Raw genomic sequence first — 23,821 nt, 5'->3', positions numbered from 1 at the left:
AGCTCGCTTATCTTTCTTCACCTCCCGCCTCAGATTCCCTTCGGATCCTCCGCCGCCCTCCCCCGTCACCGGTGGTTTGCAGCGCTGCGTTCAGCGAAGAATGCGACTATAGCAGCTTTCTTTTCGGTCGCGCAAGCTCTCTGTTCAGGCTGCCAGCTCAAGCGCTGACTCGGCGCGATCAGTGCTGGGCCGCACGACGGGCGTTGCGAACTCTCGCCCCACCGTGGCGCGCGCATACAGGTAGTTGGCGCGGGCACGCTCGCTCAGGGCATCGAGGTCCACCCGTCCGGCCCCGTCGCATGGAAAAGAGTAGCCCCGCCCGGCCTGGAACAGGGACTGGAAGCGCAACTCGTGGCTGGGCGCCCCCTCCACTTTGGACTGCAGAACGTTCATGGTTCGGCTCCTCATGTGCTGGACATGTCGGATCCATCTTCGGCACTGCCCGTGCGCCCGGCCATCCCTAGGAGCGGGGAGCGGCCCCCCTGGCTTGCGGGGTGTGAACCCCGAGCCAGGGCAAAACCTGGCAGGACACAAGGTGCTATGCCGCTTGTTTCGTCCCGGCCCCCTGTTATCGTCGCCGGGTCCCCACCCTCAAAAACACACAACATGTGGATCGCCCTCGCGAGCGTGGCCGCCACGCTGGTCGTGGTACTCATCGTCGCCAACCTCGGCACGAGCGAAAAGAAGATCGAGCAGCAACTCGACCGGCAATACGACACCGACGACATTCAGTTCCGCCGAGGCCTCGGCGTCCTGCTGGGGCCGCCCATCCTCGAGGGCAATCAGGTCGAGACGCTGCTCAATGGCGACCGGATTTTTCCGGCCATGCTCGCGGCGATCCGCTCGGCCCGCCGCACCATCACCTTCGAAACCTTCATCTATTGGTCGGGCTCGATCGGCCGCGAATTCGCCGAGGCGCTGATCGAACGAGCACAAGCCGGCGTGAAGGTGCACCTGCTGCTCGACTGGGGCGGCAGCATCAAGATGGCCCAGCGTTTCCTCGACCAGATGCGCGACGGCGGCGTTGAGGTCGAGCGGTACCACAAGCCGCATTGGAGCCACCTGCCGCGCATGAACAACCGCACCCACCGCAAACTGCTGGTCATCGACGGCGAGCTCGGCTTCACTGGTGGCGTGGGCATCGCGGACCAGTGGCGCGGCAATGCGCAAGACCCGGAGCATTGGCGCGACACGCACTTCCGCGTGTCGGGCCCCGTGGTGGCGCAGATGCAGGCGGTTTTCATCGACAACTGGATCAAGGCCACCGGTCGCGTGTTGCACGGCGACGCCTACTTCCCCGCCCTTCACCGCCGCGGCGACACCCCGGCGCAGATGTTCAGCAGTTCGCCCACCGGCGGCAGCGAGAGCATGCACCTGATGTACCTGATGGCGGTGACGGCGGCGCGGGAGAGCCTCCACCTGGCCAACTCCTACTTCGTGCCCGACCGCCTGGCCGTCCGGGCGCTGGTCGACGCCGCGCGGCGCGGCGTCAAGGTCCGCATCGTGGTCCCTGGTCGGCACATCGACTCGCCGGTGGTGCGGCGCGCCTCCCGAGCCCTTTGGGGCGAACTGCTCGCGGCCGGGGTGGAGATCGCCGAGTTCCAACCCACCATGTTCCACTGCAAGGTGCTGGTGGTCGACGGCCTGCTGGTCTCGGTCGGCTCGACCAACTTCGACAACCGTTCCTTTCGCCTGAACGACGAGGCCAATCTCAACCTGATCGACACGCGGCTCGCGCGCGAACTGATCGATGTTTTCGAGCAGGACTGGCAGCGCGCCCGGCCCCTCAGCCTGGCCCAGTGGCAGCATCGGCCCTGGCCCGAGAAGCTGCTGGAGCGCCTGGCGGCGCTGCTGCGCAGTCAGCTCTGAGCTCCCCCGCGCGGCGTCGGTGCGCCGGGCTGAAACACCGAGCAGGCCGGTTTTCCCCGCCTTCCTCCGCGCCTAGAAGACGAGCCATTCGGGTCACAGTGCCTGCATGCCCCTGCGTCGCTTCCTTGTCGCCCTTTGCCTCGCCTGCCCGGCCTTGGCCGCGGCCGAGGGGCGTCTCACCGAGGCCGAGACGCGCTGGCTGGACGCCGCGATGCCGGTGCTGGAAGCGGCCCGCGAGCAGGGGCTGCCGCTGGACGTCGCAGTCCAGGCCCAGCCCCAGCCGGGGGCCTCGCCGGTCGCAATGGGTTATGCCGGAGGCCGCTGCAAGCTGGTGCTCGCGATGCGCGGCAACGCTCAGGCAGACACCTTGCTGGCCGGCGTACCGCCGCACCTGGAGACCCGCGTCATCGAGGCGATGACGGCACATGAACTGGGCCATTGCTGGCGTTATGTGCGGGGAGCCTGGAACACCCTGCCCGACGGCTTCATGGAGAACGTCGAAGACGACAGCGAGCCGGCCCGCCAATGGCGCGACATGCGCCGCACGCGTCGCGAGGAAGGCTATGCCGACCTCGTCGGCCTGGCCTGGACCTTGAAGCACCACCCAAAGCACTACGCCGAGGTGCACACCTGGCTGGCCGGCGTACGGGCCCACCCCGAGGTGCCGGGCAGCCACCACGACACGCGCGCCTGGGTCCGCCTGGCGGTGGATCCAGGCGTCTTCCCGTCCAGTGGCAGCGCCTTCGAACGCGCCTGGACCGTCTGGCTGCAAGGCCTGGCCGCTCCCGACGAATAAGCGCAGCGCCGGAGCCGCGCGGTTGGGTTCAGTTCGCCGGCGCGCCGGCTCCCTGGGCGCCGCCGTTGCCGGCCAGCCGGCCGGACACGATCATCGCGGTCGCGGTGGCGGTCGCCAGCAGATCGCCACGCGGGTTCCGCAACTCCCCCGCGAGGTAGCAGATCGAGGTGCTGCGCTGCACCACGTGCGCCTCGGCCAGCACTGGGCCCGGCCGTGTCGAGCGCATGTAGCTGACCTTCGCTTCCAAGGTCGGGACGAACTGCCCCGGACCCAGCGTGGCCAGCGCCGCCTGTCCCATCACCTCGTCCAGCATGGCCGACAGGAAGCCGCCTTGCACCATGCCCGCCAGGTTGAGGAAATCGTCGCTCGCCTCGAACTGCAGGCGGATGCGCCCCGCCTCCGGGTCCACCTCGAGCAGCTGCCAACCCAGCAGCCGGGTGCCCGAAGGGGCCGGGATCCTGCCTGCCACCACGTCCCAGAACGGACCGATACGTTCAGCCATCACCGCTCCTGCTCGATGCAACACGCCCGGCTGCATCCTGTTGAACTTCAAGACCTGCGCCTGAAGTGAAACCATGGAACGCCAGCCGGCCGCTGCTTCAAGCGCTCAGGACGCTGCCGCAAACACCGGCATGACCATCGCGCTCGCGGTCGCGAAGACGCGCCCTCCGCCCTCCAGCGTGCCTTGCACGAAGGACAAGGTGCGCGAGGACCGTGTGACCCAACCGCGGAACTCCGGGGCGAACTCAGTGCGGGCCAGCGAGAGGAACTGCACCGACAGCTCGAGTGTGACGACGACGTCGGTCTCGTACTGCCCCAGCCCCGAGAGCACCGAAACGGCGTCGAAGCCGGCCGCGATGACGCCGCCGTTGACCGCGCCGGTGCCGCCGCCGCCGCGCACGCCCTCATGCAGCTGCTCCAGGCTGATCGCCGCCACGCCGTCGGCATCGAAGCGGCCGCGGAAGCCGAACCAGAGCAGCTCCGACCGTTGGTTGAAAAGCCGCAAGGCCCGCTCGCGCTGAGGCAAGGACAGGCGATAGTCGGCTCGCTGCTGCAAAGGAAGGCTCATGGCTGGCGCTCCGCAAGAGGTGAGACATGTGCCGCCCCTTCACTCCACGGGGTCGAGCACCATGACGCCTCGCGCCGGCACCCCCAGCCTTTGCCACAGCGCCTCGGGCCAGCACTGAAGCTGCTCCTTGCGCAAGAGGCTGAAATGGTCACCCGGCACTTGGGTCACCTCGATGGTGCCCGATGCACGTACCTCGCGCCAGTCGTAAGGCCGGGTGTCGGGGACCGGGCGGCCGCCCTGCGGCCGCAGCATCAGCACCGGGCCGTCGTAGGCCAGCGGCCGATAGGCCCGCAAGGCCGCGGCATGCCGGCGGTAGAGCGCCAGCAGCCGGCGCAGCGGCTCCAAGCCCCAGCCTGCGGGTAGCGTCGGCGTACCGCGTGCGGCGCGCAGGAAACAGGCCATGGCGCGCGCCGTGTCACCGGCCTCTTGCAGGTCGAGCAGCAGGCCTTCATCGCCGATGCCCGCCTCGCACGCGAGCAGCTTCAGCAGCGCGGCATCGTCGGTCGCCGCGTCCAGAAGCTGCAGCGGATCCACCAGAACCAGCGCCTCCACCGCCGCCCCCCGCGCCCTCAGCCGTGCCGCGAGCTCCCAAGCGACGAAGGCACCCAGCGACCAGCCACCCAGACGGTAGGGGCCCTGCGCTTGCACGGAGAGCAGCGGCGGCAGATAGGCCACAGCCATCGCCGCGATGTCGTCCTGGGCCTCCTGCCCGGCCTGCAGCCCCTGAGCCTGCAGGCCGTAGACCGGGCGGCCTTCGTCCAAGGCGGCGACGAGCGCCTGGTAGCCATACAGCGAGCCGCCGATCGGATGGACCCAGAACCAGGCGCCGTCGCGGGTCCCGCGGCGCAGCGATACCAGGGGCGACGCGTCGGCCCCGGGGTCCCCAGCGACGGACCCGGCCGCCAGACGCTGTGCCAGGGTCTCCAGCGTCGCTCCGGCCTGCAGGTCCGCGGGCGTGAGCCGCAGGCCCAGCTCGGTCCAGACGCGGTGCTCCAGTTCCACCGCGCTCAGCGAGGACAACAACCCGCTTTCCGCCAGCGGAGCATCGGGACGCAGCTGCGACGCCGCCTCGCCGCAGATGCCGGCCAGTCGGTCGGCGAGGTAAGGTCTCAGCCAGTCGGCACGCTGCGGTGGCGGCAGTGCAGCGAGTTCGCCCTTCAGGTCGGGGGCGTCGCTTCGCGCCAGGGCCGCCGCCGTGGAGCGGCGCGGGTCGTACCAGCAGCGGCGCCGTTGGAACGGGTAGCCGGGCAGGCTCAAGCGCTGCCGCGGCCAGGCTGCATCGAAGGCCGTCCAGTCGACCGGGTGCCCCAGCACGAACAAGCGGGCAAGCAGAGCGGCCCAGGCGGGCCAGCCCGGCGCCTGCGCCTCTCCCGGCGCCACCGGCAGCAGGCGCAGCGTCGCCAGGTCGATCACCGCGTGCTCGCCGGCAGCCACCAGGCGCGCCATGGATTGCGGCCCGACTTGCGCTGCGTCTTCATGCCACTGCGCCGGATCCGCCGGCAGGGCCCGACCCGTCGCCGCCTCCAGCACCGACAGCCGCGGCGACCGCAACGCCGCCCGGCCCGTCGCGGCGGACCTGCCCAGCAACCGGTCGAGCGCGTCGTCCAGTGTCAGCATGCCCGCAGCACAGGCCGCCACCCAGCGGCCTACACCTCCGACCAGCAGCAGCCGCGGCACCACCCCGTGCGCGCGGCACAGCGCCAGTAGCGCATGCTGCAGCGCGAAGGCGCCGAGATGGTGCTCGATGCTCGCGACCGGCCCCTGCTGCTGCGGCCGCCACAGGCCCCGCCCGCGAGCCCGCCGCAGCGCCTCGTCGCACTCCGCATAAGCACGCTCGAAGCCAGGATGGGCGCGCAGGGGCCAGGCCTCGCACAGGGTCTCCAGCGCATCGCAGCCGTGCAGCACCAGGGCCGGCTTCGCCGACACACGCTTGGGGCGGCGCCCCCAAGCCGGCTGCGGGCCGGGACACCGACTCAGAAATGCCGCCAGCTGCTCGTCCACCTCCACGCTGGAGCGACCCGCCACCGCCAGCCGCCATTCAAAGGGCGAACGACCCGTGTTGGCGGTCCAGGCCGCATCTGCCAGCGCTTCGGGGCGCGCAGCCAGCCACTGCCGATAGCTCACGGCCAGTTCACGCAGCGCGGTTTCGTCGCGAGCCGCGAGCGTCAGCACATGCACCGGGCGCTCGGCCGGATGCGAGCGGGGCGCCACGGCGGCCCGTGGCGGCGGGCTCTCCACCACCACATGGCAGTTGGTGCCGCCGAAACCGAGCGCCGTGATACCCGCCACCCGCGGCGCGCCGGGCGCGCCCGGCCAACTCGCTCCGGAGCGAGGCACCGCCAGCGGCGAGCCCCGCAGCGCCTCCGGTTGCCCGGAGCCGCGCAGGTGGAGGTGCGCCGGGATCCAGCCGTGCTCGAAGGACAGCACCACCTTGATGAGGCTGGCCATGCCCGAAGCCGCCTCCAGATGCCCGATATTCGTCTTGACCGAGCCGACCCAGCACGGCTGCTCCGGGCCGCGGCCCTCGGCCAGCACCTCGCGCAGCGCCCGCAACTCGATCGTGTCGCCGAGCGCCGTGCCGGTGCCCTGGGCCTCGATGCAACCCAGCTCCCCGGGCGGGTGCCCGCGGCCTGCAGCGCACGTCGCAGCAAGGCCTGCTGGGCCGGGCCGCTGGGCGAGATCAAGCCGTTGCTGCGGCCGTCCTGGTTGACCGCCGAGCCGCGGATCGCAGCCAGGATACGGTCGCCGTCGCGCTCGGCGTCGTCCAGGCGCTTGAGCACCACCACGCCGCAGCCTTCGCCGCGCACATAGCCGTCGCCGCGTGCATCGAAGGACTTGCAGCGCCCGTCGGCGGCCATGATGCCGGACTTGGACAGGCCGATGGTCTCCTCCGGCAGCAGGATCAGGTTGACCCCGCCCACCACCGCCAGGTCACATTCGTGCGAGCGCAGGCTCTGCAGCGCGAGGTGCAAGGCCACCAGCGAGGAGGAACAGGCCGTGTCCACCGCCATGCTGGGGCCGCGCAGGTCCAGCGTGTAGGACAGCCGGTTCGCCGCGATGCAGTGGTAGACGCTGGTCCCGCTGTGGGCGCCGACGCCCGCCACGTCGTGGTAGACCAGCCGCTCGTAGTCGCTGTGGCTGATGCCGATGAAAACGCCGGTCTCGCTGCCGGCCAGCGAGGCCGGCACGATGGCAGCGTGCTCCAGCGCCTCCCAGACCACCTCCAGCACCAGGCGCTGCTGCGGGTCCATGCGCTCGGCCTCCAGCGGCGACAGCCCGAAGAAGGCCGCATCGAAGGCATCGACGTGCTCCAGGAAACCGCCCCAGCGCGTGCTGGTCTTGCCCGGTGCCGCGGGCGAGGGGTCGTAGAAGGCATCCACATCCCAGCGCTCGGGTGGCACCTCGCGGATCGCCTCGCGGCCTTCGACGAGCAGGCGCCAGTAGGCGTCGAGGTCGGGCGCCCCGGGAAAACGGCAGGCCATGCCGACCAGCGCGACCGGCTCCTGCTTCATGCCCGCCCCGGCCGCGGCTGGGGCTCCAGCCGGCGCAGGCTCAGCCGGGCCAGGCCCATCGAGCCGACATGAAAGCCGATCATGCAGAGCTGGAAGTACTTCTCGTAGCGGACCACCGTCGCCTCCCCCACCAGCGCGACCGCCTCGGCACGCCGCGCCCGCAGGCGCTGCCGCCACTGGCTCAAGGTGCGCTCGTAGTGCTCGCGGTCGTTGCGCAAGCGGACCACCTCGAACAGGCCGTCGAGGCTATCGAAGATCTCGCCCAGCCTCGGGAGGTCGGACTCGGGAAAAATCTCTTCGTCGAAGAAGCTGCAGAACTCCTTGCTACCGGCCCAGCCATAGACGATGCTCTGCAGCGACATCCCGCCGCCCGGCTCCAGCCAATCGTGGCAGTGCCTGAAAAAGCGTCGGTAGGTCTCGACCTTCTGCTGTCGGCTCAGACCGTGGCGAGCGAAGTGCTCGAAGGCGCCGATCGAGACGATCGCCCCGTAAGGCGCCTCGGGCCGGTGGTCCAGCCAGTTCTCGAGACGCACCTCGACGCCGGGCAGGTGCTGCGCGGTGACGAAGGCGGCCTGCGCCTCGCTCAGCGTCAGCCCGACGGCACATCCCACACCGTGCTGCTGCACCAGGCGCTGCAACAGCCCGCCCCAGCCGCAGCCGATGTCCAGCACCCGCGCGGCACCCGGGGCGCCGGACTCGCGGATGTGATGCTCCAGCTTGCGCACCTGGGCCTGCTCCAGCGCGTCCTCGCCGGTCTCCCACAGCGCGCAGGAATAACTGCCGGTCGGGTCCAGCCAGAGGCGGTAGAAGGCGTTGCCGACGTCGTAGTGGTGGCGGATCGCCTCGGCCGAGGCGCCCCGGCCGGCGTCACTCGGGTCGGCGGGGTCCGGCTCCGGGCCTGCCGCCGCTGGCACAGCGTCTTGCGCGGCCTGCATGGCGTCAGTCCGCGCTGACCAGGCCGGCCTCGACCAGATGGCGGGTGAGCCGGTCTATGGTCGGGTGGTCGTAAAGCAGGGTCGGCTCCAGCTGCACGCCCAGCCAATTGCCCAGGCTGTCGGTGATGCCGATGGCCGCGGACGAGTCCAGCCCGTAGCGGTCGTAGGAAGTCTGGGTGTCGATGTTGTCGGGCTCGAGGTCGAGCAGGTCCGCGAGCACCGCCACGATCCACTCCTCCGCCTGCTCGCGCGTGCGCAGGTGGGTCGTGCCCGCCTCCACCGCCGCAGGGTCCTGCTCCAAGGGTTGCGTCTTTGCACTGGACATACCGGTACTCCCGCAGTTCGAGTTGATCAAGGAAAACACCGATTCAGGCCCGTCGCGGCCGCACGCCGACCAACTTCTTCTCCATCAGCTCGGCGCTCGGCCGGCCCACGTCCCAGGCCAGGCCCAGCTTTTCGAGGGCGAGCACGACCCAGCCGCCGAGATCGGGCTGCCACCACTTCAGCCCCATCAGCGCGGAGCCTGGAAAGGCGTGGTGGTTGTTGTGGAAGGACTCGCCCAGCGTGGGCAGCGCCAGCCAGAGATTGTTGGTGCTGGCGTCGCCGCTGTCGAAGTCGCGCCGACCGAAGACATGGGCGACGCTGGTGATGGACCAGATCATGTTGTGCCAGACGAAGATCCGGATCAGCCCGCCCCACACCAGCCCGGACAAGACACCCGCCCAGCTGCCGTGCAGCATCCCGCCCAGGGCCGCCGGGATCAGCAGCCCCAGCGCCACGCACAGGAAGTAGTGCCGGTTGACGCGTGCGATGGGGGTGTCGCGTATCAGGTCGCGTGCGTAGTAGGCCGCGTTGGGCACCTCGTGGTGGAAGGTCCAGCCGATGTAGGAATGCCAGAGTCCGGCCAGGAAGGATCGGTGCTGCCGCCCCTGGTCGCTGACATGCGGGGAATGCGGGTCCCCGGCCGCATCGCTGCACTGGTGGTGGCGTCGGTGCAGCGACACCCAGAAGATCACCGTGCCCTGCATCGCCATACTGCCCAGCACGGCCAGCAGCACCCGCACCGGCGTGACGGCCTTGAAGCTGCGATGCGTGAAGTGGCGGTGGAAGCCGACGGTGCTGCCGATGCCGACCGCCAGGAACATGCCCGAGAAGATGCCGAGGTCGATCCAGGTCGGCACATGCCCGGCCGCCAGCATGCCGACGGCCAGGGCCAGTCCGAGCGCCGAGAGCAACACCACCGCCTGGGCGTGGCGCCGCTGTGCGGTCTTGAGGTGGCGGCTGTCCAGCACCTCCACCATGGTGGGGCGCGGCAGCCGCGTGCCGGGACGTCCGGCCTCCAGTTCCTGGGTGGCGTTCATCGGTGTCCTCGCTCACGGTGGCGGTTCAGGCCCGGGCGCCGGCCGGCCGGCGCAGTTTCTGCCGACGCAGTTCGGCCGGCGGCACGCCCTTGACGTCCCAGACCAGGCCGCAGCGCTCCAGCAAGCGGATCAACCAGGCCGAGGGGTCGACCTGCCACCACTCGAAGCCGACTACCGCGCAGTTCGGGAAGGCATGGTGGTTGTTGTGCCAACCCTCGCCCAGGATGGGCAGCGCCAGCAGCGCGAGGTTGCGGCTCTGCTCGTGGGCCCCGGTGTCATAGGGACGGCTGCCGAAGAGGTGCGCGAAGGAGCTGATGCTCCAGGCCGCATGTTGGTTCATCGCCACCCGCACCAGACCGCCCCAGAGGAACCCCTGGAAAGCGCCGAACCAGCTGCCCGCCCACCAGCCGCCGATGACCGCGGGCAGCACCAGCCCCAGCGTCACCCAGAACAGGTACTGGCGGTTGATGCGCACGATGACCGGGTCGCGCAGCAGGTCCTTGGCGAACAGCACCGCATTGGTGATCTCGCCGTCGAACATCCATTCGAAGTGGGCGTGCCAGAAGCCCCGCCAGCCACCGCTGGGACCGCCCTGGTTGACATAGGGTGAGTGGGGATCGCCCGGCTGGTCGCTGTTGCCGTGGTGACGCCGGTGGTTGGCGACCCAGTTGATGACCGGCCCCTGCGCCGTCATCGAGCCCAGCACCGCCAGGACCGCCCTCACCCACGGGTGCGCCGAGAAGGCGCGGTGGGTCAGGTGGCGGTGCAGCCCGACGGTGTTGCCCAGCATCGTGACCGCGTACATGGCCAGCGCCAGCGTGACTTCCATCGCGCCCACCAGGCCGGCGGCCACCTCGACCGCGGCGATCGCCAAGCCCAGGGTCGGCAGCAACACCGTGGGGTAGGCAAAGCGCCGCTGCGTCGCCCGCAGTTTCTCGTTCTGGATGGTCAGGCGGTCGAGTCCGACCCGGCGGGACGGGGGCATCCGGGCCGCGGCCGACAGGTTCTGGGTCTGGGCGTTCATGGCCGTGTTTCTCCCTGGCGTGCGGGTGCCGGCGGGGACCTGGCACTCCGCTTGTGAGCCGGCTCCCGGTGGAGGGCGTCGTCGGTCTCCCGCTCCGGCAGGTCCTCGCCGGCCGGCGGCTGCTGCGCGAGCCGGGCCGCGATCATCTCGGGGGTGGTCAGTCTCACGTCGTGGATCAGGCGCAGCCGCGCCAGCCCCCGCACCACCCAGCCGCCCGGATCGAGCTGCCACCAGCGCAAGCCGAACACCGCCGAGCCCGGGAAGGCGTGATGGTTGTTGTGCCAGGCTTCGCCGCCGGTGGGGAGCACCAGCCAGGCGTTGTTGCGGCTCTGCTCGCGGGTGTTGAAGGGGCGCGAGCCGAACAGATGGGTGATGGAGTTGATGCTGTGGGTCGCGTGGTAGGTGAGGAACAGCCGCACGAACCCCCCCCACAACAGCCCGGTCAGCGCCCCTCGCCAGCTGCCGCTCAGCAGCCCCCCCGCCAGTGCCGGCAGGCCGAAACCCAGCAGCACCCAGACGAAGTAGAGGCGGTTGAGCCGGCTCACCAGCGGGTCGGCGATCAGGTCCTTGGCAAACACCACCGTATTGCTCAGGCGGTGCCGGAAGGTCCAGGCGACATGGGCATGCCAGAGCCCGCGCCACCGGCCCAGGCGGCGTTCCTCGTCGTACAGCGGTGAATGCGGGTCGCCCGGTCGGTCGCTGAAGTGATGGTGACGCCGGTGGTTGCTGACCCAGTAGATCGGCGGCCCCTGCGCCGCCATTGCACCCAGTACCGTGAGCACCGCGCGAGTGGCGGGCCCGGCCTGGAAAGCCCGGTGCGTGAGGCCGCGGTGGAAGCCCACCGTGATCCCGATGATGGTCAGGACATACATGGCGGCCAGCATGAGCAGATCACTCCAGCCCAGGCCCCACCGCCACGCGAGCGCGACGGCCAGCACCGTTCCAGCCGGTGGCAGCGCCAGGATCAGCAGCGCATGCAGGAACTGCGCGCGGCCGGTCCCGGCCGGGCTCAAGGTCGGGTTGTGCCGGGGCTGCCAGCCGGCCGCCACCTCGTGGCTCTCAAGCTGCGCCGACATGGCGGCTCCTCGGGGCAGGTCCGGCAGCCGCTGCAGCCGTCTCGGCCTCCTGTGGCGCGACCCGCTCCACCGGCCGCCCCGGCGGCGCGAACCCGCCGGCGAGATAGAGCTGCCGGCACAGGAAACGCTGCACCTTGCCGCTGGAGGTCTTGGGCAGACCGGCCGGGCGGGCGATCACGACCCGGTGGACCTGCAGCCCGTGTTCTGCGGCCACCGCCTCGCGGATGTCGCCGCTGATGCGCTCGATGTCCAGGCCGTGGCGCGCGTTGCGTTCGGCCTCCCGGACGATGACGAGCCGCTGCGCGCCTTGTTCCTCCACCGAGAAGGCGGCGCAGCCGCTCGCCCCCAATTCCGGGTGCACCCGCGTCGCGGTGCGCTCGATGTCCTCGGGCGCATGGTTCTGCCCTCGCACGATGATGAGATCCTTCATGCGGCCGTGCACGAACAGCTCGCCGGCGTGAAGAAAACCCAGGTCGCCGGTACGCAGGTAAGGCCCCTGCCCGCTGCCAGCGAGCTGCGCGCCGAAGACCTCGCGGCTGGCCTCCTCGCGGCGCCAATACCCCTGGGCCACGCTCGGACCGGCGACCCAGATCTCGCCCACCTGGTTCTCGCCGCAGGGCAGGCGGCTCTGCGGGTCGACCACCTGCACGGACTGTCCCAGCCAGGCATGGCCGCACCCGACCAGCGTGGAGGACTCGCGGTCCATCCCGGGGCCGGCCCTTGCATCGGCGGCCGGCAGAGGCCGGACCTCGCCGCGCGCCAGCGCCGCATTCTCGACAGCGAGACAGCGCGGCGTCACCTGCTTCGCGCCGGCGGTCACCAGCAGGGTGGCCTCCGCCAGGCCGTAGCAAGGGTAGAAGGCCTGCGGCCGGAAACCCTGCGGCGCAAAGCGGGCGGCGAAGCGCTCCAGCGTGTCCGCGCGCACCGGTTCGGCGCCGCTGAAGGCGAGGTCCCAGCGGCTCAGGTCCAGCTCCTCGCGTTGCGTGTCGCTGATCTTGCGCACACACAGGTCGTAGGCGAAGTCGGGGCCGCCGCTGGTCGTCACGCCCCAGCGGGAAATCATCTGCAGCCACCGCAAGGGCTTCTGGAGGAAGGCCGCCGGCGGCATCAGGATGCAGGGCACCCCCAGGTAGACCGGCTGCAGCACGTTGCCAATCAGCCCCATGTCATGGAACAGCGGCAGCCAGCCGCCGACCACGGTCGCATCCCCGTTCCCGAAGCAGGCGCGGATCATGCGCTCGTTGTGCAGCAGGTTGCCGTGCGTCAGCATCACGCCCTTGGGCGAGCCGGTGGAGCCGGAGGTGTACTGCAGGAAGGCCAGCGAGTGCCCGTCCAGCTCGGGCTGCTGCCAGGCGCCGGGCGGCGCCTGGCCCAGTGTGTCGGAGCTGATCCACTGCAGCTCGGACAGCCGGCCCTCGGCCTCGGCGCGGCCCAGCACCCCCTGCAGCAGCGCAGCGGTCGAGAGCCCGACGCTGGCATCGGCGTCGGCGACGATGGCGTGCAGGCGCTGCAGGTTCTGGTTGCCGCGCGGCGGATAGCAAGGCACCGCCGTCATCGAGGCGTAGAGGCAGCCGAAAAAACCGCAGATGTAGTCCAGGCCCGAGTGATAGACCAGCAGGGCGCGCTCGCCGCCCGCGCCGAGCGCCTGCAGCCGCGCGCCGATCGCGCGCGCCTGCCGGTCCAGCTCGGCATAGGACAGCCGGCCCGACTCGGACTCCCCGTCGGCCAGGAAAACGAAGGCTGTGTCCGAAGGCTGCAACCGGGCGCGCAGTTGCAGCAGCTCGACCAGGCTGCGGCAGGCGGCGGCGTCCTCCGAAGCCGGCCGCACCGCGTCTCGATGTGTAGACATCGAGGGGCGCGCCAAACGGGGCACAGCGCTGCTGACAGGGGTGCTCATGGCAATCCACTGCTCCTGAACCGAACGGACGTTCACCGTGCCTGTACCGCCGATGAGCAAGATCTGAAGAGTTGCGTGAACTGCTGCACAGGCAATACCTGCGCCTTGCCGTTCACCTGAGCTTTGTGGCCTTCGTCAGGACTTCGTGCACAGCGGCGCCAGTAGCGATCCATGATGCGTAGAAGCCCGTGTCGGAGAACCTGTTCATAGGGGCAGAAATGGGCAGGTCGTCCCGCCCCAGCGGCATGGACCTTGCCTGTCCCCCGCACCGCCAACCACCCCACGGGAGACCCGGCTCATGAAGCTCCATTCCCTGACTTCGATTTGCCCCGCCCTGATCCTCGCCCTGCTCGCCGCGGGCGCCCAGGCCCAGACGCTGCGATGGGCCAGCGCCGGCGATCCGCTGACGCTGGATCCCTACTCGCAGAACGAGACCTTGACCAACAACTTCAACCACCAGATCTACGAGCAGCTGGTGGAGCGGGACAAGCAGCTCGCCTTCGTGCCCGGGCTGGCCACCGAATGGACCCAGGTGGAGCCGCTGCTGTGGCGCCTCAAGCTGCGCCCGGGCGTCAAGTTCCACGACGGCCGGCCTTTCAGCGCAGACGACGTCCTGTTCTCGGTGCAGCGCGCGCGGCAGAAGACCTCGCAGTTCGCCGTCTACGCCGGCGCGCTGGGAGAGCCGCGCAAGGTGGACGACCTGACGGTGGAGTTCCGGCTGTCGCAGTTCAACCCCATCTTCCTCGACCACCTCGGCGCCGTGCTCATCATGAGCCGCGGCTGGTGCGAGGAGCACGATGCCGTGCAGCCGCTGGACTTCAGCGGCAAGGAGGAGCGCTACACCACCTTCCATGCCAACGGCACCGGACCCTACATGCTCGTGAGCCGGGAGCCCGACGTGCGCACGGTGCTGAAACGCAACCCCAACTACTGGGGCCAGATCGAGGGCAACATCCAGGAGATCGTCTACACGCCGATCCGCAGCGACGCGACCCGCGTGGCCGCGCTGGTCTCCGGCCAGGTGGACTTCATCCTCGATCCGCCGCCACGCGACCTCGAACGACTGCGCCGCGCCAGGGGCCTGCGTCTCGTCGAGGGGCAGGAAAACCGCATCATCTTCGTCGGCATGGACCAGGGACGCGACGAGCTGCTCTATGCCAGCGTCAAGGGCAAAAACCCTTTCAAGGACCTGCGGGTGCGCCGCGCGCTCTACCAGGCCATCGACATCGAGACCCTGCGCACCAAGCTGATGAACGGCCAGGCGGCGCCCACTGGCGCCGTGGTGCCCTCCGCGCGCGCGCACCACCACGACCCCGAGGTCGAGAAGCGGCTGCCCTACGACCCCGCGGCAGCGCGGCGCCTGATGCGCGAGGCCGGTTATGCCGACGGTTTCGGCGTGACGATGGACTGCCCCAACAACCGCTACATCAACGACGAGCGCATCTGCCAGACGCTCGCCTCGATGTGGGCCCGCATCGGCGTCAAGGTGCGCGTCAATGCGATGCCGAAGTCGACCTTCTTTCCGAAGCTGGAGAAGCTCGACACCTCGCTTTACCTGTTCGGCTGGGGCGGCCCCATCACCGACGCCGAGACCACCTTCACGCCGATCTACCGCAACCGCGGCGAAAAGGGGGTCGGCGAGTACAACCGCGGCAACTACCGCAACGACACGCTCGACGCGCTGGCCGCGGCAAGCGGCCGGGAGATCGACCCCGAGAAGCGGCGCGCGCTGATCCGCCAGGTGTTCCTGTTGCACAACGAGAACGTGCACCACATCCCGCTGCACCGGCAGTTCAACACCTGGGCGATGCGCAGCGACATTCAAGCCGCACACCGGGCCGACAACCACTTCGAAGTGAAGTGGGTGACCAAACGTTGAGCAGGCACGCGGCGGCTGAGGGGCCTGTCGGATCTACCGGGAAGGGTAGAGCCTGTCTTGCCACCCGGGCGGCCAGCCGCTATCCACCTTGGGTCGGCCCAGACGCGGCGCGTGAAAACACGGGGCAGGTGCCGTGGAGTAAGGGTTGGACGTATCCCCGTCCCCGGTGGAGAACCTTCATGCGTATTTCTCTTGCCTTCTGGGGGCTGGCTCTGGCGGCGTTGGCCCTGCCGGTCGGCGGTGCCGATGCCCCCCGGCCCGGCGTACCGGGCCGCGAGGCCCTGCCCCCGCCCAACGGGCAGCAGGCGGCGCGCCTGTTCCCGGGCGACGACAAGATGCCGGCCCTGCCCGAATGCGCCGGCATCCCGACCGACGAGCCCTTCTACGACCTCAAGGGCTTGGCGGGCAGCTTCGCCGGCACCCTGCCCGCGGGGGAGGCCCAGCCCCTGCGGATCAGCTTCGCGGTGCTGCGTTCGGCCCCCTATGCGCCGACCGAGGGTGTGTTCAACGGCGTGTTCGTTGCCAACGGCGCGACGCCGATGCCGCGCTTCGGCAACTTCCGCGCCCTGCCGCTGAACCCGGCCATCTACCCGGGCATCTGGCTGCAGAGCCAGCCCGGCAACTGGGAGCCGGTCTACATCATCCTCGGGCTGCAGCAGTCCGCGGCGACCGGCCTGATTTCCTCGCTGTGCCTCTACGACGCGCGCCACCCCTGGCCCCCGACGGTGTTCCCGCGCCGTCCCTTTGCGCTGCACCGCATCACGGGCTGAGCCGTAAGCGCTGCGAGCGGCCCGCTCAGCGGCCGCCCAGCCTGATGGCGTCCCTCAAGGCCTGGCAGGACGGCGCCGCCGGGATGCCGAGCGCGCTGCACAGGTCCAGCACGCGCGGCAGTTCGACACTGTGCACCAGCACGAGTTGCAGCGGCTCGCCGAGGTCGGGACCGAAGTCGAGCAGGCTGTAGCCGCCTGCATGACCCAGCCCTTCCAGTTCGTCCTGGACAGCCTGCAAGGCCACCACCGGGTCGGCGAAGCCGGCCACCTCGTCCACACTCAGCATCAGGGCGCCGGCAGACTCCTCGTCCAGGCCCCCGATCAGCGACTCGTACAGCGCCTCCAGGGTGTCGCCGCGCAACAGCACCTCGGCCGGCAAACCGCGACACAACACCCATTGCCACAGCGGTGCCGCGAAACGCTCGTGCCAGCCCGAGGTCTCGTGCCAACGCAGCCAGCCGCGCGGGTCGGCACAGGCCTCGGCCACCTCTTCGGTGAGCGCGCGCAGCACCGCGGGTTCGATGCGGCCGCGCCCCAGCCGGTACAGCAGTTCCAGCAGCTCGTCCTTCATCGGGCGCTTCCACAACGCGGCCGCCGATTCCCGTTCATGACGCGGTGCCCGAGCCACCCTGCACCTCGTCGGCGCGCCGGCCGCGGCTGCGCTTCTTCTGTTGCCGCTCGGCCTCGAGGCGCTCGCCCTCGGCCAGCCACTGCGCGTACTGGGCCGGTGTTTCCAGCGTGATGCGCCCGAGGCTGCTATTGCGGAAGTCGTTCAGCACGATCTCGCCGGCCTTGTGCAGGCTGACGCGCCCGCCCGGCAGCACCGCGCCGCGGGTGCGACCGATCGCGCTCAGCAACTCCTCGTCGCTGCGCTGGCCGACCTCCTCCAGCTTGTAGCGCTCGGCGAGGCGGTCCGGGTACTCCGCTTTCAAATAGGCCAGCAGTTCCAGCGCCACCTCCTCTTCATCGTAGGCGTTGCGCCCCACCGCCCCGCTGGCGGCCAGGTTGTAGCCGCTCGGCTCGACGATGATCTTGGGCCACAGCATGCCCGGCGTGTCGAACAGGTAGAAATCGCTGGCCAGCGCGATCTTCTGCTCCAGCTTGGTGATGCCCGGCTCGTCGCCGGTCTTGGCGGCCCGCTTGCCGGCCAGGCTGTTGATCAAGGTGGACTTGCCGACATTGGGGATACCGCAGACCAGCACCCGCACCGGCTTGGCAAGCCCGCCGCGCAAGGGCGCCAGCTCCCGGCAGGCGGCGATCAGCCGCTGCGCCGGCGCTGCAATGCTCGCGTCCAGCGCGAGGGCCCGGGTCGCGGGCAGGCTGTTGTAGTGGTCCAGCCACTGGTCGGTACGGGCCGGGTCGGCCAGATCCTGCTTGTTGAGCAGCTTCAGCGCCGGCTTGCCCTGGGTCAGTTGGGCCAGCAGCGGATTGCTGCTCGAGCCCGGCAGCCGGGCATCGAGCAGTTCGACCACCACGTCGATGCCGCCTTTCATGCGCTCGAGGATGGCCTTTTTCGTGGCGTGCATGTGGCCCGGGAACCATTGGATGGCCATGTCCAGTCTCTTTCCTTGTCTCTGCTGCAGTGCGCCACGATTCAGACGGGCAAACCCCATTGTCTCCTGACAGGCGGCATCTGCTACGAGGTCGGCTTCAACAAGGTCGCCAACTTCAACCGGCGCTTGCTGCAGATCAAGGGCATGACCGCGAAAGAATTCCGCCGCCAGGCCCTGGGCCGCTACGGCGCCCGCGCCCCGACCTGAGGCGCAGGGGGCTTCAGCGGCCGAACCGCCCCTCGGCTTCCCTGCGGAACTGCTTCGGCGTCATGCCCTTCGCAGCGCGGAAACGCCGGTTGAAGTTGGCGACGTTGTTGAAGCCGGCGTCGTAGCAGACATCGCCGACCGGGGCCGCCGTCGTCATCAGGAGATGGCAGGCGCGCTGCACCCGCAAGCCGTTCAGGTAGTCGCTGAAGCTCAGGCCGGTGGCGCGCTGAAAGTGCCGGGAGAAGCGGCTGGGTGTCATGTCGACACGGGCTGCGACCGCCGGCAGGCTCAGATCGAGCAGGTAGTTCTCCTGGATGAAGTCGAGCGCCTGCAGCATCGGGTCGGCCTGCGCGTCCTCATGGACCGGCTCCGGACGGGCCGAGGACAGCTGGCGTGTCTCGCGGCACGCGGCGAGCCTTTCGAGCAGGTCCAGGAACAGACAGAGCCGGCGCAGGCCGCGCTGCTGCCGGATTGCATAGTAGGACTGCTGCACGACCTCGCTGAGGCCGAAAAACTCCAGCCCGCTGGCGGCGCGGTCCAGCATCGGCAGGACTTCGCGCAACTCGACCAGCGGACCGGCCGCCTGCCTCAGCGCCTGGTCGGAAAACTGCATCACGATGTCGCGCAGCGCGACGCCGCCTTCGGGCACCTCGGTGGAGATCCAGTTGTGCGGCAGATGCGGCCCGGTCAGCACCAGATGTCCCGGTCCGAAGTCACCCACATAGTCGCCCACATAGGCTTTGCCGCGGGTCGCCACGATCAGATGCAATTCGTACTCTTCGTGGCAATGCCAGCGCACCAGTGGGCTCGGAAATCCGTGGTCCAGACAGCGCACCTGCTCGGCCACCATGTGGCGCTCATAGCCCGCGGCGGGGTCGCGCCTGAATTCCAGTTCCAGCTCCGGTGAGCTGACGCGGGGTCTGCTTCTGAGGGTCATCGCATGTTGGCAGCTGAGCGTTTGCCAGCGCCCGGCTTGGGGATGGTACGGGGCAGGTCCGGCGTAATTTACAGCCGATTCGAACCTCTGTCTCACGGTCGGACACTCCGTCCCTGCACCTCAAGGTCAAGCCCGCCCATTCGATCGGTGGCCGAATACGCGCCGCTCGTCCTTCTCGCCCTTTCGTCCCTTTGTCGGGCTTTACCCTTTTCGCTCCTCCAGCCTTTTCTCCTTTCCGCACTGTCCGGCAGTCATTCTCCGCAAGTACCGGGAAAATCTTCCCAACCCCGTCGAAAAGCGCGCACTCCGTCCTCCCGGGCGCCACGCATTCGAGGCGCATCGCACCTTGCAGCTTCCTGCATAGACCGGACGGCGACATACCTACCACTTCACCCTCGGGGAGCAACCCGATATCCTCCCGACTTTTCCTGACATAGGGCGATTCAATGACCAAGTCATATTCACAGCTCGTCCAGCAGATAGAAGCACTGAAACAAAAGGCGAATGTCCTGAAGCGCAAAGAAGCGCAGGGCGTGATTGCGAAAATCAAGGAAGCGATCGCCTACTACGACCTGACGGCCGAGGATCTGGGATTCTCTTCAGGGGTGACACGGCGCACGAGACCCGGGGAAGCCACGGGCGGCGGCCGAAAGGCCGCGGCATTGCCGAGTGCCAACGTGAAGTACGGCAACGAGCAGGGCCAGATCTGGTCAGGCCGCGGGCCCAAACCGGCCTGGCTGCGCGAGGCCCTCGCGGGCGGACACAGCCTGGAAGACTATGCGTTGGCCAAGCCCGCTTCGCCCAAGGCGGCGCGCCGTCCTGCCGCCTCGGGCAAGACCGGCCGCAAGGTCCCGATCAAATATCGCGACGATGCGGGCAATGCCTGGAGCGGGCGCGGCTCCAAACCCAAGTGGCTGGTCGCGGCGCTCAAGTCCGGCAAGACCCTGGAAGACTTTGCCGTCAACGGTTGAGCCGCCGGCGCACCGGGGCCCAGGCCGCAGCCGTCCGGCACGGCCGGGTCAGGCCTGCGCGGCCCCCTCGTTCCAGACGTCCGAGTGATGGCCCGCGAAGACGGCGCAGACGTCGTGGTCCTGTTTGTCGTCCAGCACCAGCTGGACCGCCTCGTGCCAGGTCTGCGCCCACACGAGGACGGTCTCGTACTCCACCTGCTCACAGGGGCGGCGCAGCACCACGGTGTAAGGCAGCAGACAAAGCCGGGAACGGCCTTCCGGCTCGGCCGCGGGCTCTGCCGGTTCGGCAGCAGCAAGGTGGCCTTTCTCGATGAGGAACTTGGTGGTCTCCCAGATGCTGTTCACGCGACTCTCCTGTTGTTCGGCATTCCGACCCGCGGTGCCCTTGGGAGGCACCAACCTCGGCCTTCGACACAGCCGTTGTTTGCGACCCGAGATACTTCGGGCGCCGAACAAGAGGATCGGCGCGCAGCGCGCCGAGCGCAACACTCGTCCCCGCGGATGCGGGGGAGGACTGACCCTGCGGCGTCCGGCCCGCCCCAGCTTCCAGGTGAAAGAGGCGCAATAAGCGGTCAGCTGCGTACCGCGTTCTGCAGGGCCCCGCGAGCCACCGCCCGCAACGCCGCGGCCAGGCCGATCGACACCAGCACCAGTCCCACCACCAGGCCCACCCAAAAGCCGTAGACCTGCAGCGGCTCGCCGCCGGGCAGGCCCCGGTAGCCCAGCCAGCTGCCGAGCGGGATGCCGATGCCCCAGAAGGCCAGCAGCATCAGCAGCATGGGCAGGAAGGTGACCTTGTAGCCGCGCAAGGCGCCGATCGCGCAGACCTGCGTCGCGTCGAAGAGCTGCCACAGGGCGGCAAAAAGCAGCAGCGTGGCGGCCAGCTGGCGCACCGCGAGGTCACTGCTGTAGAGCGCCGCGATGGCGTCGCGGCCCAGCACCATGGGCCCGATGGCGGCCAGCGCGATCGCCAGCCCGAGCGCGATGCCGGTCCAGGAGATAAAGCGCGCCTGGCGCGCGTCGCCGGCGCCGAGCGACTGCCCGACGCGGATCGACAGGGCCGACGACAGGCCCATCGGCAACATGAAGATCAGCGCCGCGAAGTTCAGCGCCACCTGGTGGGCCGCGATCTGCACCGCACCGAAGCGCCCCACCAGCACCGCCACGCTGGAGAAGGCCGCCACCTCGGCCAGCCCGGCCCCGCCCATGGGCAAACCGATGCGCAGCAGCCGCCGCTGGCCGGCCCAGGTCGGCAGCGACCAGCCGTGCCACAGGTAGTAGGGCTTGTAGGCAGGCGCCAGCGCCGTCGAAGCGAGCAGCCCGACCAGGCCGGTCCACATGCCAATGGCGGTGGCCCAGCCGCAACCTGCGCCGCCCATCGCCGGAAAGCCGAAGTGCCCGTGGATCAGCACCCAGTTGAAGAAGCTGTTCACACCCAGGCCGAGGAAGGCCAGGAACATCATCGGCTTGGGCTGGTTGATGCTGGCCGAGTAGAAAGCCAGCGCGCGGAACAGCAAGGCCGCCGGCATGCCGAAGGCGATGCCCCAAAGGAACAGCGCCGTCTTCTCGGCGAGTTCGGCCGCGATGCCCGCGAGCGACAACAAGTCGGTCACGAAGGGCATCAGCGCGAAAGGAATCACACTGACCCAGGCTGCCAGCCACACGCCTTCGCGCGTGTCGGCCACCACGGCCGCCTTGTCGCCGGCGCCGAAATGATGCGCCACCACCGGACTGACGGCTTGCACCACGCTCATCAGCCCGATGAAGATGGGCACCCACAGCGCCACGCCCAGGCCGACCACGGCCTGCTCCACGGCGCCGGCCTGGCCGGACATCACGGTGTCGATCAGCCCCATCAGCACATAGGCCACCTGGGACAGGATGATGGGAACGGCCAGCTGGGACAGGGCCCGGCTCTCGGCGACAAAACGCTGCAGTCTGGACATCGGCATCACATCGGGGACGGACAACAAGGGGCAGAGAGTAGGGGCGCGTCGATGTCCTTACTGCCACGCGGACACCGCGGTCACGGCGAGGCGGGGGAGCCGGCTCCCCCGCCTCGCCGCCGGGCCTCACAGGCGCCGCACGCCGGGCAAGCGCCCGATGTACTCGCCATCGACATACAGGGCGCCGTCGCAGGCACCCGGCTCGGCGTGGAACTCCACGCGCGGCTCTTCCATGGGGCTGTCGGCATCACAGGCACGCGCCTGCGCCGCCTGCCGCACCGGCTGCAGGCTCTCGGCCGCGCGCAACAGCGCGTCGCCGGTGTACAGCAACACCTGGCACAGCAGGCGCCGCGGCAGCCCCCACAGGGTTTGCGATTCGACCCGGGCTGCCTGCTTGTGCGTTTGGTAGCTCGACAACATGAGAGAACTCCTCAAGGGCGGCCGCCGCTGGCAAAGGACACAGGGGGACCGGCGGCCGCCGGGTTCAGGGACAGGGGGGAGGCTGGCTTCTCAGCCGGCGGATGGCGTGCAGCGACTGGCGTCGCGGGTGCCCTGCGGCCGACGGCAGTGCGGCCTGCTGGCCGGAGGACAGGGCAGAAGGCATCAGAGGCTGTTGTGCTGGCATGGTGGACTCCTTGTGACGAGAGAAAAACAACAAAAGCGGCCCGGCGGGTTCAGCCTGCCGGGCCGTCGAGAGCTTCGGAAAAGCAAACGGCCCGGAAGATCCGGGCCGTCGGGAGAGAGCTGCGCCGTTCAGCGGTGGCTCGACCTCCGGGCGCCCCGGGTGGGGATCGGCGGAGACACGGGTTCTCGGTGCCACGCCATCGCGACCACAGCTTCCCCGTTCATGCGTCGCTGCAGTGCAGCGGCATGGCAACCGAGCGTCGATGGCGACGGCACGGATGCAAAGAGGAAGAAGGCGAAGCGGGACACGGTGAACTCCTGGTTGGAGAGTGACGGGCTGATGTCATCGCAGGGGACCGGCTGCTTTGCCAACCGGTCTGCCTTGTGACTTGCTGCCCATCATAGAGAGATCGTGCCGATGCGCAAGACCCTCCATCGGAACATGGCACAAACGTTTGTCGCGCGCTACAGCGCGAGTGAGTGCCCATCCAACAGCCTCGCACCGGGCACCGGGAAGGTGTGCGCTGCGAGGCGGAAGCCGAGCCCGGCAGCGCCCGTGCAGCCAAGAAAAAGCCCCGCGATGCGGGGCTTTGTCTAGCGGCAGCCGGCAGGTGCACCGGCGCAAGAACCAGCTTGCGGAGCTTCAGGCCTGGCCCGAGGCGCGACGGCGCTTCTTCACCGCGACACCCAGCATGCCGAGACCGAGCGCCATCAGCGCATAGGTCTCGGGCTCGGGCACCGGCGCCAGCGAGACCAGCGACACGTAGTCGAGGCTGACGCTGTACTGCTGATAGGGCGAGCCGTCGAACAGCGAGAACGAGAATGAGGACCCATCCGACCAGACGCCCGACAGCAGGTTGTTCTCGAGCTTCAGGTCGCGGCCGAAGATCGTCAGGCGGGCCTCGCCGCTGCGGTACAGCGTCGAGATCGAGCCGCCGCTGATCGATGCCTGCGCGCTGCCGGTCAGCTCCATCCAACTGACCGTGCCGCCGCTCATTTCCATCGAGCTCTGCTCGTGGCCGCCGTAGGTGTCGAGGTCGCCGGACTGCAGCACCACATGCGACTCGTCGTAAGCCCCGAAATAGCCGAAGTCGCCCCCCTGGTTCACCACCTTGGCATCGTGCGCCACCGTGATCCAGTGGTAGTACTGGCCGTCCTGGTACTGCGCCTCATCGACGGAGGGCTCACCGGTGGACAGGTAGATGCCGGCCTGCGCGGACCCGATGGGCGCAAGCAGCGCAAAGGCCGTGGCAATGGCGGACAGGCTGAACCGAGCAAATCTCTTCATGTTGACTTCCCCGAGAGATTGTTGATGGATGCGCCAGCGTCCTGAAGACATCGGCGCGGGCGCAGTTTAGGGTCGTCTTGACTCCCGCGGCATGGGCTTTCGAGAGG

At 69.2% G+C, this 23,821-nt stretch carries 22 protein-coding genes and 2 pseudogenes; 6 read left to right on the top strand and 18 right to left on the bottom strand.

Annotated features, from left to right (window positions below):
• Positions 1 to 144 precede the first annotated feature (144 nt).
• Positions 145 to 393 (bottom strand): hypothetical protein, encoded by a 249-nt coding sequence (locus OOT46_RS18010; protein WP_265405007.1) that lies wholly within the window; start codon positions 391 to 393, stop codon positions 145 to 147.
• 213 nt (positions 394 to 606) lie between these two features.
• Between OOT46_RS18010 and cls the strand changes: the two genes are divergently transcribed.
• Positions 607 to 1,869 carry a cardiolipin synthase gene (cls, locus tag OOT46_RS18005; RefSeq protein ID WP_265405006.1) on the top strand — a complete coding sequence of 421 codons (1,263 nt, stop codon included), beginning with the start codon at positions 607 to 609 and terminating at the stop codon, positions 1,867 to 1,869.
• Positions 1,870 to 1,975: 106 nt separating this feature from the next.
• On the top strand, positions 1,976 to 2,665 hold the full coding sequence (locus OOT46_RS18000; protein WP_265405005.1) for a hypothetical protein: 690 nt from the start codon (positions 1,976 to 1,978) through the stop codon (positions 2,663 to 2,665).
• Positions 2,666 to 2,693: 28 nt separating this feature from the next.
• On the opposite strand, the gene OOT46_RS17995 is transcribed toward OOT46_RS18000, so the two are convergent.
• The 10 genes and pseudogenes from OOT46_RS17995 to OOT46_RS17950 all read right to left on the bottom strand — a co-directional run bounded on the left by OOT46_RS17995 (position 2,694) and on the right by OOT46_RS17950 (position 13,539).
• The gene (locus OOT46_RS17995) at positions 2,694 to 3,167 is read right to left on the bottom strand and encodes a PaaI family thioesterase (RefSeq protein WP_265405004.1); all 474 of its coding nucleotides are present in this window, start codon (positions 3,165 to 3,167) and stop codon (positions 2,694 to 2,696) included.
• A 105-nt stretch (positions 3,168 to 3,272) separates the two neighbouring features.
• Entirely contained in the window at positions 3,273 to 3,734 is a 462-nt protein-coding gene (locus OOT46_RS17990; protein ID WP_265405003.1) for a hotdog domain-containing protein, read from the bottom strand.
• A 39-nt stretch (positions 3,735 to 3,773) separates the two neighbouring features.
• Positions 3,774 to 5,351, bottom strand: a complete 1,578-nt coding sequence (locus OOT46_RS17985; protein WP_416136218.1) for a thioesterase domain-containing protein — start codon at positions 5,349 to 5,351, stop codon at positions 3,774 to 3,776.
• 366 nt (positions 5,352 to 5,717) lie between these two features.
• A pseudogene (locus OOT46_RS17980) lies at positions 5,718 to 7,246 on the bottom strand (type I polyketide synthase); the annotation flags it as partial.
• The gene (locus OOT46_RS17975) at positions 7,243 to 8,181 is read right to left on the bottom strand and encodes an SAM-dependent methyltransferase (RefSeq protein ID WP_265405002.1); all 939 of its coding nucleotides are present in this window, start codon (positions 8,179 to 8,181) and stop codon (positions 7,243 to 7,245) included. The pseudogene OOT46_RS17980 and the gene OOT46_RS17975, both read right to left, overlap by 4 nt.
• A 4-nt stretch (positions 8,182 to 8,185) precedes the next feature.
• The gene (locus OOT46_RS17970; protein WP_265405001.1) at positions 8,186 to 8,506 is read right to left on the bottom strand and encodes an acyl carrier protein; all 321 of its coding nucleotides are present in this window, start codon (positions 8,504 to 8,506) and stop codon (positions 8,186 to 8,188) included.
• Between the two features lie 43 nt (positions 8,507 to 8,549).
• Positions 8,550 to 9,542 carry an acyl-CoA desaturase gene (locus tag OOT46_RS17965; protein ID WP_265405000.1) on the bottom strand — a complete coding sequence of 331 codons (993 nt, stop codon included), beginning with the start codon at positions 9,540 to 9,542 and terminating at the stop codon, positions 8,550 to 8,552.
• A gap of 25 nt (positions 9,543 to 9,567) precedes the next feature.
• Positions 9,568 to 10,566, bottom strand: a complete 999-nt coding sequence (locus OOT46_RS17960; protein WP_265404999.1) for an acyl-CoA desaturase — start codon at positions 10,564 to 10,566, stop codon at positions 9,568 to 9,570.
• Complete coding sequence (locus OOT46_RS17955; protein WP_265404998.1) at positions 10,563 to 11,642, bottom strand: acyl-CoA desaturase; 1,080 nt, start codon at positions 11,640 to 11,642, stop codon at positions 10,563 to 10,565. Before OOT46_RS17955 ends, OOT46_RS17960 begins: the two co-directional genes overlap by 4 nt.
• Entirely contained in the window at positions 11,626 to 13,539 is a 1,914-nt protein-coding gene (locus OOT46_RS17950) for a fatty acyl-AMP ligase (protein WP_265404997.1), read from the bottom strand. The genes OOT46_RS17955 and OOT46_RS17950 overlap by 17 nt, the downstream gene beginning before the upstream one ends.
• Before the next feature lie 298 nt (positions 13,540 to 13,837).
• Between OOT46_RS17950 and OOT46_RS17945 the strand changes: the two genes are divergently transcribed.
• Together OOT46_RS17945 and OOT46_RS17940 are read left to right on the top strand one after the other, a co-directional pair.
• Positions 13,838 to 15,418, top strand: a complete 1,581-nt coding sequence (locus OOT46_RS17945) for an ABC transporter substrate-binding protein (RefSeq protein ID WP_265404996.1) — start codon at positions 13,838 to 13,840, stop codon at positions 15,416 to 15,418.
• A 179-nt stretch (positions 15,419 to 15,597) separates the two neighbouring features.
• Complete coding sequence (locus OOT46_RS17940) at positions 15,598 to 16,188, top strand: hypothetical protein (RefSeq protein WP_265404995.1); 591 nt, start codon at positions 15,598 to 15,600, stop codon at positions 16,186 to 16,188.
• A 25-nt stretch (positions 16,189 to 16,213) separates the two neighbouring features.
• Here the strand turns inward: OOT46_RS17940 and OOT46_RS17935 are convergent, their stop codons facing one another.
• Positions 16,214 to 16,759, bottom strand: a complete 546-nt coding sequence (locus OOT46_RS17935) for a hypothetical protein (protein ID WP_265404994.1) — start codon at positions 16,757 to 16,759, stop codon at positions 16,214 to 16,216.
• 34 nt (positions 16,760 to 16,793) lie between these two features.
• Entirely contained in the window at positions 16,794 to 17,741 is a 948-nt protein-coding gene (ylqF, locus tag OOT46_RS17930) for a ribosome biogenesis GTPase YlqF (RefSeq protein ID WP_265404993.1), read from the bottom strand.
• A gap of 78 nt (positions 17,742 to 17,819) precedes the next feature.
• Between ylqF and OOT46_RS17925 the strand changes: the two are divergent.
• Positions 17,820 to 17,948 (top strand): annotated as a pseudogene (locus OOT46_RS17925) (AraC family transcriptional regulator); the annotation flags it as partial.
• Between the two features lie 13 nt (positions 17,949 to 17,961).
• Here the strand turns inward: OOT46_RS17925 and OOT46_RS17920 are convergent.
• Complete coding sequence (locus tag OOT46_RS17920; protein WP_265404992.1) at positions 17,962 to 18,885, bottom strand: AraC family transcriptional regulator; 924 nt, start codon at positions 18,883 to 18,885, stop codon at positions 17,962 to 17,964.
• A 446-nt stretch (positions 18,886 to 19,331) separates the two neighbouring features.
• Here OOT46_RS17920 and OOT46_RS17915 point away from each other — a divergent pair, with 446 nt between their 5' ends.
• Positions 19,332 to 19,856: an H-NS family nucleoid-associated regulatory protein gene (locus OOT46_RS17915; RefSeq protein ID WP_265404991.1), complete on the top strand. Its 525-nt coding sequence runs from the start codon at positions 19,332 to 19,334 to the stop codon at positions 19,854 to 19,856.
• 48 nt (positions 19,857 to 19,904) lie between these two features.
• On the opposite strand, the gene OOT46_RS17910 is transcribed toward OOT46_RS17915, so the two are convergent.
• The 4 genes from OOT46_RS17910 to OOT46_RS17895 all read right to left on the bottom strand — a co-directional run bounded on the left by OOT46_RS17910 (position 19,905) and on the right by OOT46_RS17895 (position 23,714).
• Complete coding sequence (locus tag OOT46_RS17910; protein ID WP_265404990.1) at positions 19,905 to 20,201, bottom strand: hypothetical protein; 297 nt, start codon at positions 20,199 to 20,201, stop codon at positions 19,905 to 19,907.
• A gap of 227 nt (positions 20,202 to 20,428) precedes the next feature.
• Complete coding sequence (locus OOT46_RS17905) at positions 20,429 to 21,802, bottom strand: MATE family efflux transporter (RefSeq protein WP_265404989.1); 1,374 nt, start codon at positions 21,800 to 21,802, stop codon at positions 20,429 to 20,431.
• Positions 21,803 to 21,928: 126 nt separating this feature from the next.
• Positions 21,929 to 22,222 (bottom strand): hypothetical protein, encoded by a 294-nt coding sequence (locus OOT46_RS17900; protein WP_265404988.1) that lies wholly within the window; start codon positions 22,220 to 22,222, stop codon positions 21,929 to 21,931.
• 847 nt (positions 22,223 to 23,069) lie between these two features.
• On the bottom strand, positions 23,070 to 23,714 hold the full coding sequence (locus tag OOT46_RS17895) for a PEP-CTERM sorting domain-containing protein (RefSeq protein ID WP_265404987.1): 645 nt from the start codon (positions 23,712 to 23,714) through the stop codon (positions 23,070 to 23,072).
• Between the last annotated feature and the right edge of the window lie 107 nt (positions 23,715 to 23,821).

The sequence above is a fragment of the Aquabacterium sp. A7-Y genome, from assembly GCF_026153205.1.
GTDB lineage: Bacteria > Pseudomonadota > Gammaproteobacteria > Burkholderiales > Burkholderiaceae_C > Caldimonas.
The sequence above is the reverse complement of the archived record's forward strand: the minus strand, read 5'-3'. Positions and strand labels throughout refer to the sequence as shown.